The 17,434-nt window shown below is 62.3% G+C and carries 15 protein-coding genes; 13 read left to right on the top strand and 2 right to left on the bottom strand.

Going from position 1 to position 17,434, the window contains the following annotated elements; all coding sequences use genetic code 11:
• Positions 1–151: 151 nt before the first annotated feature.
• From AC3A4T_RS11280 to AC3A4T_RS11220, 13 genes are all read left to right on the top strand, one after another.
• Positions 152–898 (top strand): electron transfer flavoprotein subunit beta/FixA family protein, encoded by a 747-nt coding sequence (locus tag AC3A4T_RS11280; RefSeq protein ID WP_487675470.1) that lies wholly within the window; start codon positions 152–154, stop codon positions 896–898.
• Entirely contained in the window at positions 898–1,839 is a 942-nt protein-coding gene (locus AC3A4T_RS11275) for an electron transfer flavoprotein subunit alpha/FixB family protein (RefSeq protein ID WP_487675469.1), read from the top strand. The genes AC3A4T_RS11280 and AC3A4T_RS11275 overlap by 1 nt, the downstream gene beginning before the upstream one ends.
• Before the next feature lie 236 nt (positions 1,840–2,075).
• Positions 2,076–2,699 carry an acetyltransferase gene (locus tag AC3A4T_RS11270; RefSeq protein WP_487675468.1) on the top strand — a complete coding sequence of 208 codons (624 nt, stop codon included), beginning with the start codon at positions 2,076–2,078 and terminating at the stop codon, positions 2,697–2,699.
• A 10-nt stretch (positions 2,700–2,709) separates the two neighbouring features.
• On the top strand, positions 2,710–3,111 hold the full coding sequence (locus AC3A4T_RS11265; protein ID WP_056105953.1) for a GtrA family protein: 402 nt from the start codon (positions 2,710–2,712) through the stop codon (positions 3,109–3,111).
• Between the two features lie 4 nt (positions 3,112–3,115).
• Complete coding sequence (locus AC3A4T_RS11260; protein ID WP_487675467.1) at positions 3,116–4,234, top strand: DegT/DnrJ/EryC1/StrS family aminotransferase; 1,119 nt, start codon at positions 3,116–3,118, stop codon at positions 4,232–4,234.
• Positions 4,231–5,208 (top strand): glycosyltransferase family 2 protein, encoded by a 978-nt coding sequence (locus AC3A4T_RS11255; protein WP_487675466.1) that lies wholly within the window; start codon positions 4,231–4,233, stop codon positions 5,206–5,208. Before AC3A4T_RS11260 ends, AC3A4T_RS11255 begins: the two co-directional genes overlap by 4 nt.
• The gene (locus AC3A4T_RS11250; RefSeq protein WP_487675465.1) at positions 5,205–7,358 is read left to right on the top strand and encodes a hypothetical protein; all 2,154 of its coding nucleotides are present in this window, start codon (positions 5,205–5,207) and stop codon (positions 7,356–7,358) included. Before AC3A4T_RS11255 ends, AC3A4T_RS11250 begins: the two co-directional genes overlap by 4 nt.
• 434 nt (positions 7,359–7,792) lie before the next feature.
• Complete coding sequence (locus tag AC3A4T_RS11245; protein WP_487675464.1) at positions 7,793–8,773, top strand: glycosyltransferase family 2 protein; 981 nt, start codon at positions 7,793–7,795, stop codon at positions 8,771–8,773.
• Positions 8,770–9,831 carry a GNAT family N-acetyltransferase gene (locus tag AC3A4T_RS11240; RefSeq protein ID WP_487675463.1) on the top strand — a complete coding sequence of 354 codons (1,062 nt, stop codon included), beginning with the start codon at positions 8,770–8,772 and terminating at the stop codon, positions 9,829–9,831. The genes AC3A4T_RS11245 and AC3A4T_RS11240 overlap by 4 nt, the downstream gene beginning before the upstream one ends.
• 1 nt (position 9,832) lies before the next feature.
• The gene (locus AC3A4T_RS11235; RefSeq protein ID WP_036104818.1) at positions 9,833–10,198 is read left to right on the top strand and encodes a DMT family transporter; all 366 of its coding nucleotides are present in this window, start codon (positions 9,833–9,835) and stop codon (positions 10,196–10,198) included.
• Between the two features lie 16 nt (positions 10,199–10,214).
• Entirely contained in the window at positions 10,215–10,835 is a 621-nt protein-coding gene (locus tag AC3A4T_RS11230; RefSeq protein ID WP_487675462.1) for a class I SAM-dependent methyltransferase, read from the top strand.
• The gene (gene rffA, locus AC3A4T_RS11225) at positions 10,832–11,965 is read left to right on the top strand and encodes a dTDP-4-amino-4,6-dideoxygalactose transaminase (protein ID WP_487675461.1); all 1,134 of its coding nucleotides are present in this window, start codon (positions 10,832–10,834) and stop codon (positions 11,963–11,965) included. Before AC3A4T_RS11230 ends, rffA begins: the two co-directional genes overlap by 4 nt.
• A gap of 1 nt (position 11,966) precedes the next feature.
• Entirely contained in the window at positions 11,967–14,345 is a 2,379-nt protein-coding gene (locus AC3A4T_RS11220; protein WP_487675460.1) for a hypothetical protein, read from the top strand.
• A 37-nt stretch (positions 14,346–14,382) separates the two neighbouring features.
• On the opposite strand, the gene AC3A4T_RS11215 is transcribed toward AC3A4T_RS11220, so the two are convergent.
• Positions 14,383–16,407 (bottom strand): glycosyltransferase, encoded by a 2,025-nt coding sequence (locus AC3A4T_RS11215; RefSeq protein ID WP_487675459.1) that lies wholly within the window; start codon positions 16,405–16,407, stop codon positions 14,383–14,385.
• Positions 16,404–17,420 carry a glycosyltransferase family 4 protein gene (locus AC3A4T_RS11210; RefSeq protein ID WP_487675458.1) on the bottom strand — a complete coding sequence of 339 codons (1,017 nt, stop codon included), beginning with the start codon at positions 17,418–17,420 and terminating at the stop codon, positions 16,404–16,406. Before AC3A4T_RS11210 ends, AC3A4T_RS11215 begins: the two co-directional genes overlap by 4 nt.
• Positions 17,421–17,434: the final 14 nt, after the last annotated feature.

The raw sequence follows: 17,434 nt of genomic DNA, 5'->3' as shown, positions 1-17,434 counted from the left end.
GCCATTGCGGCCAACCGTCGCCCGGCCCGGCGCCACATCCCGCCTTCCCCAGCCAGCCGACCCGGCAACCTGCGCCCGCCGGCCGTCTCCGTTAGAATTGGCGGTTCTTGGCCGCTCCCGGCCGGACACCCCCACAAGGAATCCCCGCACGATGAAGATCCTCGTCGGCTACAAGCGCGTGGTGGACTACAACGTCCGCATTCAGGTCAAGCCGGATGGCTCCGGCGTGGTCACCGACGGCGTCAAGCTGTCGGCCAATCCGTTCGACGAAATCGCCCTGGAAGAGGCCCTGCGCCTGCGCGACAAGGGCATCGCCACCGAGGTCGTGGTCGCCACGATCGCCCCCGTCGACGCCCAGCCGCACCTGCGCAACGGCCTGGCGATGGGCGCCAACCGCGCCGTGCACATCGTCTGCGACCAGCCGATCCAGTCGCTGACCGCCGCGCGCGCGCTGCTCAAGCTGATCGAAAAGGAACAGCCCGACATCGTGATCCTGGGCAAGCAGGCGATCGACGACGACGCCAGCCAGACCGGCCAGATGCTCGCGACCTTGTGGGGCCGCCCGCAGGCGACCTTCGCCTCCAAGCTCGAAGTCGCTGACGGCAAGGCCACGGTCACCCGTGAAGTCGACGCCGGCCTGGAAACGCTCGAAGTCGATCTGCCGGCGGTGGTCACCACCGACCTGCGCCTCAACGAGCCGCGCTTCATCAAGCTGCCCGACATCATGAAGGCCAAGAGCAAGCCGCTGGAGACGATCCAGTTCGCCGACCTCGGCGTGGACACCGGCGACACGCTCAAGACCACCCACTACGCACCGCCGCCGAAGCGCAGCAAGGGCGTGATGGTCAAGGACGCGGCCGAACTGGTCGCCGCACTGAAGCAGAAGGGGTTGCTGTGATGAGCAAGGTTTTGATCGTCGCCGAACATCTCGAGGGCAAGCTCAACGCCGCCACCGCCAAGTGCGTGTCGGCCGCGCAGGCGCTCAAGCCCGAATCGATCGACATCGTGGTGCTGGCCGCCGACCCGGCCGCCGTCGCCGCGCAGGCCGCGCAGATCGCCGGCGTCGCCAAGGTGCTGACCGTGGCCAATGCCGCCAACGCCCAGCCGATCGCGCAGGTGCTCGCGCCGCAGATCGCCGCGCTGGCCAAGGGCTACAGCCACGTGTTCGGCCCCTCGACCACCTTCGGCAAGGACCTGATGCCCTGCGTCGCGGCCCTGCTCGGCGTGGCCCAGGTCTCCGACGTGATGGCGGTCGAAGGCAGCCACACCTTCAAGCGTCCGATCTACGCCGGCAACGCCATCGTCACCGTCGAAGCACCGAGCGACCACACCGTCGTCGCCACCGTGCGCGCGGCGTCGTGGCCGGAAGCGGCCAAGGGTGGCAGCGCGACGGTCGAAGCGGCTTCGGTCGAAGCCACGCTTCCGACCCACACCCGTTTCGTAAGTTTGGCCGCCGGCAAGTCCGACCGTCCCGACCTGCAGAGCGCCAAGCGCGTGGTCTCCGGCGGCCGCGGCGTGGGTTCGGCCGAGAACTTCAAGATCATCTACGACTTCGCAGACAAGCTCGGCGCCGCCGTGGGCGCCTCGCGCGCCGCGGTCGACGCCGGCTACGTCCCGAACGAACTGCAGGTCGGCCAGACCGGCAAGATCATCGCCCCGGAGCTGTACGTCGCCGTCGGCATCAGCGGCGCGATCCAGCACCTGACCGGCATCAAGGACGCCGGCACCATCGTCGCGATCAACAAGGACGGCGAAGCGCCGATCTTCGAGATCGCGGATATCGGTTTGGTGGGGGATTTGTTCAAGTTGTTGCCGGAGCTGGAAACCGCGTTGGGGTGATCCGCCTGCACGATCTCCATCGTCCGCGATCCGAACTCCCCGCCAGCCAGAACCCGCTGGCGGGGACTGTTTAGAGTTCGGCTTATGAACAAATGCGGCGGATTACTGTCGAGCCTCCGCGTGGTCGTGGGCTCGCGATGGCCCACCAGGCGCGCGCTTATGAATGCAACTTGGCGTCATATGGCATCAGCCGATCCTACATCGTCCATCGCCGCACAAGCACATAAGACCCCAGCATGAGAAAACTAGCGCTTTATGGCAGTGGTGGTTTTGCGCGCGAAATCCTGATGCTGCTGGAAGACATGGGCCTGGGCGATCGCGTGACCGCGCTGTACGAAAGCGACGATATCTGGAACGAGCGCGTCGTCGCGGGCATCGCCACGCAGCCCATCAGCCGCTTCGATCCATCTGCCACCGACTTGGTGATCGCGGTCGGCAGCCCGCAGGCAAGGCGCAAGATGCAGGCGTCGCTGCCGATTCAGACCCGTTACCCGACATTGGTTCATCCCGACGCGCGCGTCCATCGCAGCAGCAGCGTCGGCGAAGGCAGCATCATCTGCGCGGGCAGCATCGTCACCTGCGATGTCATCATCGGTCGCCAGGTCAACTTGAACCTGTCGACTACCGTGGGACACGACTGCCACCTGGAAGACTTCGTGACCACCGCGCCTGGAGTAAACATCAGCGGCAACTGCCTGCTCGGCGCCGGCTCGTATTTCGGCACCAACAGCTGTCTGCGCGAGAAGGTCCGCGTCGCCGCCGATGCGATCGTCGGCATGGGCGCGGTGGTCGTGGGCGATCTGCCGGAAGCAGGCGGCGTCTACGTCGGCAGCCCCGCCCGCCTCAAGCCCGCTCGTTGACCGCGCGCCGATGAAGTGGCTTCGCCACACCTGGCGATCCGAAAAGCAACGGTTCCTGATCGTCGGAGCCTGGAACACCCTGTTCGGCTATCTGGTCTTCGTGGCCGTGCATCTGCTGTTCGGGCAGACATGGCATCCGACCGCAACCTTGCTGGTCGCCTACTGTATCGCCCTGCCTCAATCGTTCCTCGCCCAACGCCTGTTGGTGTTCCGGCGCACCGCCGACGATTGGCGCGCGCAGTTCCTGCGGTTCCTGGGCAGCAACAGCGCGATATTCGCGGCAAACCTCATCTTGCTGCCTGCGTTCACCTCGGTAACCGATACCAGCCCGTTGTTCGGCCAGGCGTTGTTTATCCTGGGCTCGACGGTGGCAAGCTATCTCGTCCACAAGCATTACTCGTTCGCCGGTTGACTCGATGAATATCATTCCTTTGCTTGTGCCCGATATGCCGCGAGCGGACAGCCTGCTGCCGTACTTACGACAAATCGACGAAAACCGGCACTACACCAATTTCGGTCCGATCAACGCCGAGTTCGAACGTCGCATCGCCGCCGACGTGGGTCCGCAGTGGCTGCCCGAACAGGTCACTACCGTTTCCAATTGCACGGTTGGCCTGGAGCTCGCGTTGCAGGCGCTGGAACTGCCGCCCGGAGCGCGCGTGCTGATTCCCGCGATCACCTTCGCGGCCACCGTGACCTCGGTGATCCGGGTGGGAATGAAGCCCGTGCTTTCCGATGTGGATGCCCATAGCTGGCTTCTGACTCCGGCTCTGGCCCGAGCTGTCGTCGCCCGCGGCCCTGTCGACGCCGTCATTCCGGTGTCGACCTTCGCTTGCCCGCATCGCACCGACGAATGGGACGCCTTCGTTCGCGACACCTCGATACCGGTGGTGATTGACGCAGCCGGCGCTTTCGGCAACCAGCGACCGGGCGAGCTGACCGATGTCGTGTACAGCTTCCATGCCACCAAATCCTTCGGCACAGCCGAGGGCGGAGCGGTGCTGTCGCGCTCGATCGAACGAATCAAGCGCGTCCGCAAGCTTTCGAATTTCGGAATCGACACCTCGATCGGCATGCTCGACTCCATCGGCACCAACGGCAAGATGAGCGAATATCACTGCGCCATCGGCCTGGCCTCGTTCGATCAATGGGACGAAACCAAGCGCGCCCGCCGCGATTTGAGCGCCCGCTATGCGCGCGCACTGGCTCGAGTCTGCCCCTTCCTCGACTATCAGACCAAGCCCGTCGACGGCATCTATCCGCTACTGCCCGTGTTGCTGCCGGCCGAAGCGTCGGCCGCCCGCTGGAGCGAGCATCTGGCCAAACAAGGCATCCAGAGTCGCCGCTGGTACTCGCCGTCTCTGCACACTCATCCGGCATTGCGCGATATCGAAGTATCCGGCCCACTGGATGTCGCGGTCGACATCGGCGAGCGCATCCTCGGCCTGCCTTTTTTTATCGGCATGAGCGACGAGCAAATCGCCCGGGTCTGCGCGGCGTTGAGGGATACGTACCAGCAGGGAGACCCGTTGTGAACAAGGTGACCTACGTCATTCCCGTCTACCACAACGAAGGATCGATCAAGCGCACCTGGGAGACGATCGTTGCGCTTTACCAGGGCGGGCCGCTGGCCGCGCACCAGTACGAAATCATCTTCGTCAACGACGGCTCCAAGGACGGCTCGCAGACCGAGATCGACGAAGTGACGCGACTGGACCAGAACGTCCGCAGCATCCGCTTCAGCCGAAATTTCGGCCAGCTGGCGGCGATCGTGGCGGGCTATCGGCACGCCAGCGGCGACGCGATCATCAACATGTCGGCCGACCTGCAGGATCCGGCGGAGCTGACCGTCGACATGGTCGACAAATGGCTGGCCGGTTCGGAAGTCGTGGTGGCGTTTCGCGAGGATCGCGAAGATTCCTTCGGCGCCAAGTTCTTTTCCCGCCTGGCCTACGGTGCGCTGAGGGCATCCAACCCGGACATCCCGGCCGGAGGCTTCGACTTCGTGCTGATGAGCCGTCGCGCGCTTGACTTGTTTCTCAGCTACCGCGGACGCAACCGTTTTTACCAGGGCGACGTGATCTGGGCCGGCTTGACCACGACCTACCTGCCCTACGTGCGGCGTAAGCGAGAAGTCGGCAAGTCGCAGTACAACTTCAGCAAGAAGATGAAGCTGTTCTACGACTTCCTGCTCGACGGTTCCTATCTGCCCATCCGCATCATGTCGATGTGCGGCGTGGTTTTCGCGTTACTTGGCGTCGCCTATGCAGCGGTCATCGTCGTGGCCTGGAGCATGCACGCCACGCCTTTCACCGGCTGGGCGCCCATCATGGTGGCGTTGCTGGTCATCGGCGGCATCCTGATGTTCATGCTGGGCATCATCGGCGAATACCTCTGGCGCATTCTTGACGAGATCAAGGACAAGCCCTTGTACGTGATCGACGAACGCAAGTCGTCCGCCACCGTCGTCGGAGGTGCCCCGGAACGAGCACCTGACCTGCATCCATGAATCGCCTCGCTTCCCGTTTGCCGCTGCCCGGCCGAATCGCGACGACCAACGTCGTCGCCTGCCTGACATCCATTCTGGTCGCGATGATCGTGTGCTGGTATGGCGTGGGCATGAGCTACGGCCGCGCGGACGTACCGTTCATGTACGAAGGCGACTCGCTGCAATATTCCTACGTACTCGAAGCGCAGAAGGCGGGCAGCGTATCGCGCATCGACTTGGCCGGCGCGCCCATCGGCACCGATCATCTCGACTTTCCGAATGCCGACTACGCCAATCATGCGATGGCGAACGCGATCGCGGCGCCTGGCGACTTCGGCCGTCGCTACAACCGCATGTACCTGTTGGGCGTGGCGTTGACCGCATTGGCCGGGTTCGCCGTAGCCAGGCGGCTCGGCATCGGCGTGGCCCTATCGGTCGCCGTATCCATCGCGTTCTCGGTGCTGCCGTTTCATTTCCTGCGCGAGCAGCATCTGTACTACAACAACTATTCCGCTTTCGCGCTGACCCTGCTGATAGCGACCTGGACGTATCTACCCGCGGCGACAAACGCGCCGCAACGGTCCCGGGCGTGGCGATGGACCTCTGTCGCGGCGCGTACCGCGATTCTGATCTGGATCGGCACCACCGGCATCTACTTCGGCTTTTTCGCCTGCGTGCTGATCGGCGCCGCCGGCATTCTCGGCTACCTGCAGTTTCGTGCCGCTTCCAGTCTGCGACGGATGCTGGTGTCGATCGCGGCCATCGTCTTGTGCGTGACGGTGCAGCTATTGCCCACGACGCTGTATCGCATGGAGAACGGCCGCAACGACCGAGTCGCGGTGCGAACGGTCGCGGAAACCGAGCTGTTCGGTCTGAAAATCTCCCAGATGCTGCTCCCCGTGCAAGGCCATCGCTTCGAGCCGTTCGCCAAACTCAGGGAACGCTACGATGCGGTGGCGCCGCTCAACACGGAGAATGCGACCGCCGGCCTCGGCCTGATCGGCACGGCCGGCTTCTGTTTGGCGCTGCTGGTGTTGCTGGTTCCCGCATTCCGCCGCCGATTGTCGCAGCAGGCGCAGTTCGCCGCGATGACCGTCGCGATCATGACGGTGTTCGCGACCATCGGTGGTTTCGCCACGCTGTTCTCGCTGATCGTTTCGCCGGAGATACGCGCGGTCAACCGCGTTTCGCCGCTGATCGGCTACGCCTCCCTGATCGTATTGGCCTGTGCCGTGCAATTGGCGGCAACGATTTATAACCGGCGCTGGCTGGCGCCGCTAGCCGCGGTATTGATCGTGCTGATCGCGATCCCAGATCAAATGCCCGACCGGCGCAGGATGCTCAAGGAACGCAATGCCACGGCCATCGCTCGCTTCGACAGCGATCGGAAATTCGTGGCCGACCTGCGCAAACAACTTCCACCCGGCGCCGACGTCCTGCAATTGCCGTTCCTCGAATATCCGGAGACCGTCACCCCGATCGGTCACTACACCCAGTTTCGCAACCAGTTGCACGGGCTGGACCTGCACTGGACCTACGGCGCGATGAAGGGACGCGCCGCGTCGGACTGGCTATCCCTGCTGGTCGCGCAGCCGCCGGGCGAAGCCGTGCGCTTGTTCGACTCCGCGGGCTACACCGGCGTGGTCGTGGATGAGCGCGATCGCACCCCCTGGATCGACGGATTTCTGCGTCAGCTCGCCGCAACCCATCCGCTGACCACGGTGGTGTCGAGCGATGGGACCCAGACCGGTTATGCCTTGAAAAATCCAAAAACCGCCGCGCCGGCATTGTTGATGGCACTGGGACAAGGCTGGTATGTACGAGAGGACCAGGGCGGCGGCAGAGCGCTGATATGGTCATCGGGCGACGCCTCCGTCCATGTCGCTGCGGTGGCCGGCGGCCTTTCCGGCTGCTCATTGAACCTGGAACTGGGCACCGTCGTTCCGCGCCACATCGAGCTATGGGTGGATGGCGATTTGGCGGCGCAAACCGAAGTCCGACCTGATGCGCCCGCGCACGTCGCACTGCCGGTTCCCAAGCAAGGGGCGGCGGTACGCCTCAAGACCACCCCGGCAGCCGCCCTGCCTGGAAACGGTGACACGCGTCCCTTGGCCTTCTGGCTGGCGATTGGCGATCCGGTTCTATGCGGCGGCGCTGGACGCTTACATTGATGCCGCGGCTCGACGGCATGGCTTTCATCTAGCGAGGGCATCTGCTCGCGGCGCCACACCCGTCGCCAACCTGCGTGCCGACGAATACCGTCATCCCACCCGCGCCGGGCTGCGCGATGTCCGGACTGCCGCGTGAGATTAAGCCGGCTTGGTGTGGGCCGGCGAGTGCACCTGGAATCTCAACTTCGCAATACCTCGAATCCGGTCGGACGCAGGATGACGGCCGTGATTCAGTCGACCAACCGCAGATCGCCCAGCAAAGGCTCCAGAGCGTCCAGCCGGGGCGGAATCGCCGCCCCGTCCTCCCTCATGACGGTCTCCGTTAGAATTGCTGGATATTGGTCGCCCCGATACGACATTGGCCGGATCCGCCTGAAAGCCGGGGCGACGTCCGCGTTTTACCCGGCCATTCATTCTATTAAGAAGCAAACCTCATGATCGCAGCCAATCCCATTGCCCAGCGCGCCGAGCCTATCAAGGGACTGCTATCCGTGGTTTCACCCGTGTACGGGTGCGAAGGCTGCCTGGAAGAACTGGTGCATCGCATCACGGCGGCGGTGCTACCGACCGGCATGGCGCTGGAAATTCTATTGGTCAACGACGGCAGCCCGGATGGCTCGTGGCAGAGAATCGTGGAACTGGCCGAGCATCTGCCTAACGTACGCGGTCTGAGGCTGTCGCGGAATTTCGGACAGCATTACGCCATCGCTGCGGGTATCGAGCATGCGCGCGGCGAGTGGGTCGCCGTGCTCGATTGCGACCTGCAAGATTTGCCTGAAGAACTGCCCAAGTTGCTCGATGCCGCACTCGCCGGCAATGAAATCGTATTCGCGCAGCGTATCGATCGTCAGGACACCGCATTCAAGCGTCTGACTTCCTATACGTTTTACCGCCTGCTCAGCTACCTGACCGAAGTCAAATACGATCACAGCATCGCCAACTTCGGCATTTTCAGTCGCAAGGTGATCGACACCGTCAATCGGATGCCCGAATCGGACCGATTCTTCCCCCTGATGATCAAATGGACCGGATTCCGAACCGCCACCGTGCCCGTCGAACATGCGATGCGTCAGCACGGAACGAGCAGCTATAGCCTGCGCAAGCTCATTCGATTGGCATTGAATGTGGTGCTGTCTTATTCCGACAAGCCGCTGCGGCTGGTGGTGAAACTCGGCCTGATGTTCTCGCTGGTCTCGATCGCTTTCGTAGCATTCAGCGTCTATCGATACTTGTTGGGCGACGTGGCGGTTGCCGGCTTCACCAGCATCGTCGCTTCGATATGGCTCATCGGCAGCGTCACCATCTTCTGCACCGGCATTACAGGGCTGTATATCGGCCGCTTGTTCAACGACGCCAAGCGCCGGCCTTATTACATCGTCAGCGAAGAAGTAACCTCCTCGGAGCAGCGCGCTTGAGCAACAACCGCCTGACTCTCGAGTCCAGCGAAGTGCTGAAGTTCTCCGAGCCGGACTCTCGACGCTTCGCCTACCGAATATTCCGCGGCGCCACCGCATCGCCGGATCCGCATCGCCTGCTGCGCGAGATCGTAGCGCAGCAAGTGGACATCGCGATTGTGCGCAGTCCGGTCGGGCAGGCTTCCGCCATGCAACCCCTCGCCGCGCTCGGCTTGTCGCCCATCCATGCCGATACGCTGGTCTATTACCGGGCCGCGCTGAGCGACCATCGCGCACGCACCGCGCGTAATCACGACCTGACTATCTCCGAGGCGACTGGAGCCGACCTTGAAGGGCTTCAGCAGGTCGCGGCGCTGGCTTTCGCCGGCTACATCAGCCACTACAGCGCCAATCCCCTGCTGGACGCGGCCAAATCCAGCGCGGGTTACATCGAGTGGGCGAGCGGCTACCTCACCCACCCCGAACCTGGAAAAATCACTTGGGTAGCGCGTCGCGGCCAACAGGTAGTCGGATTCGTATGCTGCATGGTCGACCGCGATGCGGGTAGCTGCGAGATTGTCCTCAACGCGGTCCATCCCGATCACGCCGGCGGCGGCGTTTACACCGACTTGGTCAGGCATGCGATGACGCAATGCAGCAATAGCGGCATAAAAATAATCGAAATATCCACCCAGATCTGGAACCATGCCGTGCAAAAAGTCTGGGCGCGAGAGGGTTTTGCCTTGCACCGCGCCTATGACACTTATCACGTCAATGCACTGCTTCACGCTGGCGAAACGCTGGTCAAACGCGAGTTCGTACTCACCCGAGGCAATAATGCAGGCGAAGTGGTTGCGATCTCAGACGCCATGCAGGCTTTCGACGAACCGCTAGCGTCGGCCACCGGACTATCCGTGACGGTGCTGTCGCCGCTACAGGCTGGCGCACCCTATCTCGCCCGCATCCGCTCGCTGACCGATGCGACTGGCAGGCCGATGTTAGTCGCGACAATGCACGATGCGGCCGGTGATCTGAAGCTGCTTTGCTACGCAAATACCACCTCAAAGGAGTCCGTCTGACGTGGGCTATTTATTCATCGCCCTGACGGTGCTGTTCACTGTCTACGGCCAACTGGTTCTCAAATGGCAGGTCGGCCTGGCTGGAACGGTGCCGGACACCGTCAGCGGCAAGATCACGTTCCTGCTGAACACGCTTACCAATCCCTGGGTCATCAGCGGGCTGGGCTCGGCCTTCATCGCTTCTTTGTTCTGGATGCTGGCGCTGAGCAAGTTGCCGCTCAGCACCGCCTATCCCTACACTGCGACGAGTTTTCTGCTTATTCTGCTGTTCGGCGCGACATTTTTCAGCGAGCCGGTGACTGTGGGCAAGATTCTGGGAACCGCTTTAATCGTGGGCGGCATTGCCGTGCTTTCCCTAAAAGGCTGATCAAGCGAGATTCAACATGGCGCAGGTTACTAGCGGCATACGTAGCATTCTGTCGAACCCCTTCGTCTACGATTCATTCCAGAATCTGCTGGGCGCCGAGCGGCATCGTCGGCTTATCTGTTCGGATTACGTCCGCCCTGGCGACGGCGGCATGATCGTCGACGTAGGTTGCGGCACGGCGATGATCCTTCAGCATTTGCCCAAGGACGTGCGCTACTTCGGCTTCGATCTTTCTCCGGCGTACATCGACGCCGCCAAAGCGCGCTACGGAACGCGCGGCACTTTCATGTGCCGCGACATCACGCAACTCAGCGAGGATGAACTGCCGCAGTGTGATACGGCCTTGGCCATTGGCTTGTTGCACCATCTCGACGACGCGGACGCCTCCGCGCTGATAGCGCATCTGTACAAGCGCTTGGCGCCTGGTGGCCGACTCATAACCGTGGACCCGGCGTATTGGGAACCGCAATCAACGGCCGCGCGTTTCCTGATTTCCCGCGACCGCGGCCAGAACGTGCGCGACGGGGCAGCCTACAGGGCGCTCGTCCCCGATATTTACTCGAATACGCAACTGCACCGCCGCGACGACTTGCTCCACATCCCCTACTCACACGCCGTTCTGGAGTGCACCAAGTGAAGGTACCGTTCAACCGCCCCTACATGACGGGCAATGAACTTTCCAATATCGCCGAAGCGCATGCCAACGGCCATCTATCCGGCGACGGCGCTTTCACCAAGAAATGCCATGCGTGGCTGGAAGCCAATACCCACGCGAACCGCGCCTTGTTGACGCACTCGTGCACCGCGGCGCTGGAAATGGCCGCGCTGCTGACCGATCTGAAACCCGGCGACGAAGTCATCATGCCGTCGTTCACCTTCGTCTCGACGGCCAATGCCTTCGTGTTACGCGGAGCGGTGCCGGTATTCGTGGATATCCGCGCCGACACGCTTAATCTGGACGAGCGTCTGATCGAAGCCGCGATCACCCCCCGCACCAAGGCCGTCTGCGTCGTGCATTACGCGGGCGTTTCCTGCGACATGGACGCGATCGGCGACATCGCCAGGAAACACGGTCTCTACGTCATCGAAGATGCGGCGCAAGGCATCTGCTCGACCTACAAGGACCGGCCGCTGGGCACCATCGGCGACCTGGGCGCGCTGAGCTTCCACGAAACAAAGAACATCATCTCGGGCGAAGGCGGCGCCTTGCTCGTGCGCGACGCGGAGTTTGGCGAACGCGCCGAAATCATTCGCGAAAAAGGCACCAACCGCAGCCGCTTCTTCCGCGGACAAGTCGACAAGTACACCTGGGTCGACCAAGGATCGTCGTTCCTGCCCGGAGAAATCACCGCGGCGTTTCTGTCCGCTCAGTTGGATCAGGCCGAAGCGATCACCGAACGACGCCTGGCGCTATGGCAGCGCTACTACGAGTGGGCGCAGGAATACGAATCCCGCGGACTCATCCGCCGGCCTGTCGTGCCTTCCGACTGCAGACATAACGCGCATATGTTCTATATGTTGCTGCCCGACCTCGAGAAGCGCACGCGATTCATCCAGCAGCTGCGCGAGCACGACGTCCAGGCGGTGTTCCACTACATCCCGCTTCACTCGGCTCCGCACGGACTCAAGACCGGACGCGCGCATGGCGACCTGAACGTGACCGACCGGGTATCTGACACGCTGGTGCGCATGCCGCTTTGGGTTGGCCTGGACGATCACCTTGATCGCGTGTTTTCCGTCGCTGGCGACGCGCTGGAGAAGCTTTGAAATGACGCAACCGATGCAGCCTGGCATGGCTGGCGAGCCCAATGGAGCACGTGCCTGGAAGCTCGTCTCGGCCCTGCTCGTGTGGGCGACGATCGCCTACGTCTGCATCTTCATCGCGCTGGACTACAAGAGCGTCTTTCACAGCGACGCGGCGATCAAATCCATCCTGGCCGACTTGGCTTCGCGCCAGGGCCATTTGATCCCGACTCAATGGGTATTCGCGAACGGCGATACCCTGACCATGACGCCTTACCTGTTCATCCTCCCGTTCGCGGGAATGACCGGGATTTCATACACGAGCAACATGCTGGGCGTCGTTGCCGGCTACTTGTCCCTGGTCGGCGCGGCGTGGTTCTGCGCGCGGCAGATACTGGGTCCGCAGCGGCAGGCGCGCACCGCGGCGGTGGCCTTGATCGCTTCCATGTTGAGCGCGGCGAGCCTCGAGTTCATCGCAAGTCAAGGCGCGTACTCTATTTACTCCGCCGTGGCGTTGGGAATGTTCGCCTTGATCGCGAGTCGTTCGCGTGGCCGTTTTGTCGCGATGGCCATGTTCGTTCTCGCCTTCCTGCTCGCCTCGACCAATCCCAAGCGCGCCTTGGTAATGGCGTTTGCGCCCTGCCTGATGGCGCTGGCCGCGGCCGCGCTGCATAGCCGTCGCGGGCGCATGCAGAATTTGCTGTCCAGTTTCCGCGAAGTCACCGTCGTGTCCATGGTGGCCGGTGCCGTCGCGGGAGCCGCGATTTACTACCTCGCCATCATTCCCAACATCGCCAACTACGATGCCGCGGCCAATATCAAACTCGCTTCACCCCGCGCGATCGCGCAATCGATGTCGCAGATCCCCGTCGATTGGTATCGTTACTTCCTGATCAATCGTCCCTGGGCCGAGCTGTCGGGACCGACCAAGATCCTGCAGCTCGGGGTCTGGCTCATCGTCACACTGATCTTCATCGCCCCGGGCTGGATCATCCTCAAAGGCAGCGAGAACCCGCGCCTGAAATATTTCGCATGGCTGTGTTACGCCTTGCTGGCCGCGGGCATACTGCCCCTGATCGTGACCCAGGGCATTTACTGGAGCGCGCTGGAGCTACGCTATTCGACACTCGGCGTGCTCGTCGGCTTTATCGTCTTGACGGGCGCCATAGCCGAGTTGGGTCCGCGAGCGAAAATCCGACCTCGCTACATGTTGATGGCGATGTCCGTGATAGCGGTGACCACCGCGGCGATGTGGCCCTCTCTATACAAGCCGGAGAACGCAGATGCGCATGGCGTCAGCCTGCGCGACCGGGAACGACTGATTAAACTGCTCGAATCCGAGCATGTCGGTACGGCTCTGGGCACGTACTGGAACTCGCACGTACTCTCGGTGTTGTCCGAAGGCAGGGTCAGGGTCTATCCGGTTACTTACAGCGGACGCATGGCGCCGTTCGTTCATCACGTACCGTTCGAGCCGACTCATGGCGGGGCAGGCCAACGCCACGCCGTCGTCCTGAGCAAGGCGGAGTTCGCCTCCGACAGTGGGCTGGCGCTGGAGCGTCAATTGGGCAAACCAAGCGAGCGTATCGACTCGGGCCCTTTTGTCGTATCGATTTACGAGTCGCCTGTCTCGGATGCGGTATACGGGGTCGGCGCACGCTTCGACGAACCGGTGAATAAGGCGACGGTTGCCATCGACACCGGCGCGGGCTTGGTGCCCGCATGCGAAGCACGCGACAAATGCTTCATGCAACTGCGTGTCGTCAACACCGGCAAGACGACCCTGGCGTCGAACGGCCAATCGCCAATGCGTATCGGCATTCAAGGCATGAACGCCAAAGGTGAATTGGTGTCCGCCGATATCGGGCGTATCGAATTCCCGACCCCGCTCGCTCCCGGGAAAGCAATCTCGGTGCAGACGACCCTGGGCAAATTACCGCCCGAGGTCGTATCGCTGCACGCTTGCCTTGTTCAAGAAAACGTGGCATGGCTGTGCGATCGCACCACCGCGACGCATACGCAACCGCCGGCGATTGATTCGCCTGTCGATGCGGCGAGCCTGGGGATCGAATTGTCGCAAAGCACGATAGCATCGTGTCCGGCATCCAAAGCCAATTGCTCGGTAATGGTGCGCCTGACCAATATCGGGCGCTATCCGCTCACTGCTAACGGCGCCGTGCCGCTGCGACTGGGGATGAGGATCGGGGAGCCCGGTGCCGCCGGCACCAGCGACATCGGGCGAATCGATCTCGGCCGGGACCTCGGTCCCGGCGAAAGCATGCAGATCGAGATAGAACCACCGCCGACGGCCTCGGCGGAGAGAGTCGATTACCGCCTGTGTCTGGTACAGGAACTTGTCGCCTGGCACTGCGACAAGACCTTCGACCGCTCCAAGCGCGAATAGATACCAGACCTCTCGGCTGGGATCCGCGCGGGCAGCGTCATTGCTCGCGCAGGTCCTTGATCCAGTTCGGCAGTTTGACCTGATACTTGGACGCTCCCCGCTCCAGGTGCTCCCAGTAACCCTTGGTATGCACATAGTGCTCTTCGGCGAAGAACAGCGTTTTGTAGCGCTCGGGGTGCTTCTTTAACAAGAGCGCGTCTTTTTCGAAGAAGCGGGTACGCTCGGCTGACGACTCGCGCGCCACGTCGCGCTTGTGCGCGGGATGATAGACCTCAACATCCTCGCAGTACGGCACCGCGCCCAGCTCCTGCATGCGCCAGCCAAAGTCGGAATCTTCCCTGAAATGCGGCTCATCGAACGACAGATCGAAGCCGTCCAGGCGCTGGAACACCTCGTTGCGTACCAGCAGGTTGGCGGTCATGAAACCGATCCCTTCGAAGCCCTTGTTGCTGACTGGACGCCAGTCCGGATCGCCGAGGTGATCCGAGCTGACCAGCCCCTCCAAGCCGACAATTGAAGGGTCGCGCAGACGATCGCGCGCGTTCGAAAGCCAGGTCGGTTTCGGTTCGCAATCGTCGTCGGTGAAGGCGATGACTTTTCCCGAGGCCAGATAGCCGCCAAAGTTACGTGCCTTGACCGCGCCCTTGATCGGCGAATGGACGTAAGTCAGCGGAAAACCATGGTCGTGCTCAGCCGCCGGCCAGCGCTCGGCGGACTGATCGATGATCACCACCTCGAAGTCCCGCTCCACCTGCGCACGCAGGCGATCCATCAGCCGATCCAGCAACGCCGGGCGTTCGTAACTGGGAATCACGACGGTGAAATACGCGGCCGCGCCCTGCTTTTCTTCCCATCGTTTCCGCACAAGACGCCCTAGCGACGGTGAGATACGCTCCCACGCGTAGAAATTCTCCACGACCTTGCGCGCGCGCAAGGCGATTTCGCCGCGACGCTCGGCATCACCGACCAGTCGCCGGACCGCGTCCACGAAACCGGAAATCCGCGCGACCTCGAACGGCATCTCGCCTGTATGCACTATGCCGCGGCAACCGATCTCGGTCGTTACCGTAACCAGGCCGGCTGCCATGAAATCGAACATTTTAATGCTGGTGCCCGAACCGCGAGTCAGCGGATTGACCGCGATATCGGCCGCTCGCATCCACTGGCGTTTTTCCTCTTCCGAAACCGTGCCCAGCTCGCGCACGTTTTTCGGCAAGCAGTTCAACGCCAGCGCCTGGCAGCAACTGCCCATGATCGCGAAGTCGACGTTCGGCAGCGCGGGCGCCAACTCAGTCGCCACGAAATTCGCGGCCTCGTTGTTCGGACCGTAGTTCGACCCGAGGAAGACCGCCAAGGGCCGCGTCATCGACAGCCCTAATTGCTCGCGATCTTGCTTGCGCTCTTGCGCGGTTGGCACGGCCTGCGCGAACACGGCGATGCCGTTGGGAACGACTCGCAGTTTTTCCCATGCGACATCGTAAAGACGATGAAACGTGTCGCGATCATCATGAGAACATGCAAGGACCAGATCGGCGGCATGGCACAGGTCGTACTCGGTTTGCGCCACCCGCGTAAGGATCGGATCGGCCTGCGGCAGCTCATCGTGCAAGGATGTGCGCAAAACCGACTCGACGTTCTGCGAGTCGTACACGATCAGTTGTTCCGGACGCAGATCCTGCCGCAACGGGGGGAACGCCCACGGATGAGAGAACACCACCACATCCGCGCCAGCGATGTGTTCGCGAGCGGCACTCAGATATTCCGGAGACAGCGATGCCTGCTCGCTGAACTCCAGGTCGATCATCGTGCGGCCGTCCATGCGTTGTGCGCTGTCGCGAACGGCGGCGTGATGCGCCTTGCTCAACGGCACGCATATCTCGCGCAAGCCCGGAGTGAGCTGCTGATCGCGAAACGATTCGCCAGGCCAGTCATAACTGCCCACATAGGTCGCTTGGACATGCTCTCCGAGCGCGTGGTATAGCCCGAGCAGCCGTTGGCGCCCACCGCCGATGGCCGGCGTAATGGGCTGCATATCGACGATCGTTACCTTCAACTTTCTCATCGCCGCTCTTCCGCTTGCTCGAATGCCGCGTCGATAAGACGCGCGGCGATCTTGTCCCATGACAGCCCTTCCACCCACTCGCGGCCCGAACGACCGAGCCGCACCGCGAGATCCCGGTCGCCGGCCAGCCTGTCCATCGCCTGGGCCAATGCCGCAGGCCGCGGATCGCAGACGAAACCGTTGACACCGTCGCGGACGAGAACCGACGCCTCGCCCGAATCGGTACAGGTGACCACCGGTTTCCCGCTCGCGAACGCTTCCAGGGTGATATAGCCGTAGTCTTCTCTTTTCGGCGTGAAAGGAACGGCAAGCGCGTTGGCGTAAAGATCGCGCAATTGCGCGTCGTCGACACGCCCCAGGAATTCGATCCGGGAGTCGCCGGCGGCAAGCGCGCGCAGCGATTCCTCGGCCTCGCCGACGCCCACGATCTTCAGCTTGACGTCGCTTTTGACCTGGCGCATCGCTTCCACGACCAGATCCACGCGCTTCCATGGATGCAAACGCCCAGGTAGCAGGAAATAGTCCCCGGACTCGCCAACGCGGAAATCGTTGCTCCACAGCGGCGGATGCAAGACCTCGGCGTCGAGTCCGTTGTATTTACGCAAACGCATCGACACTTCGTTGCCGATCGAAAACAGCGCGCGGCATCGCGGCGGCGCCAGGGCGCCGCTATCGAGCTGATGTATCAAGTCCCGGTCAGCGATGAGCGCCTTTCCCGGACGGGGAAAGGTCTCCTCGAACATGTCGTAGAACACTCTTATGGTGTGAACCAGATAGCAGACATGACGGGGATGCCTCACCAGCCAACTTGGCGCCTTGGTCGAAACAACCATGTCGTAAGACGACAGATCCAGGTCGTAGCAGTTCAGATAATTGCGCTTGATCCGCTCCATGCTCGACTCATCGCCGTCCACCGCGATCTCGTCGGCATGATGGCCCAGTTGGCGAAACGAACCCACCAGAGCGTCGTAGAAACGCTCCGCGCCGCCAGCCTCGCCACTCGCGTGGCGCATCGTCACTACTCCAA

This window comes from Lysobacter sp. Soil_N_51 (assembly GCF_057655755.1).
Note: the sequence above shows the minus strand (reverse complement) of the source record. Positions and strands in the feature narration are given on the sequence as shown.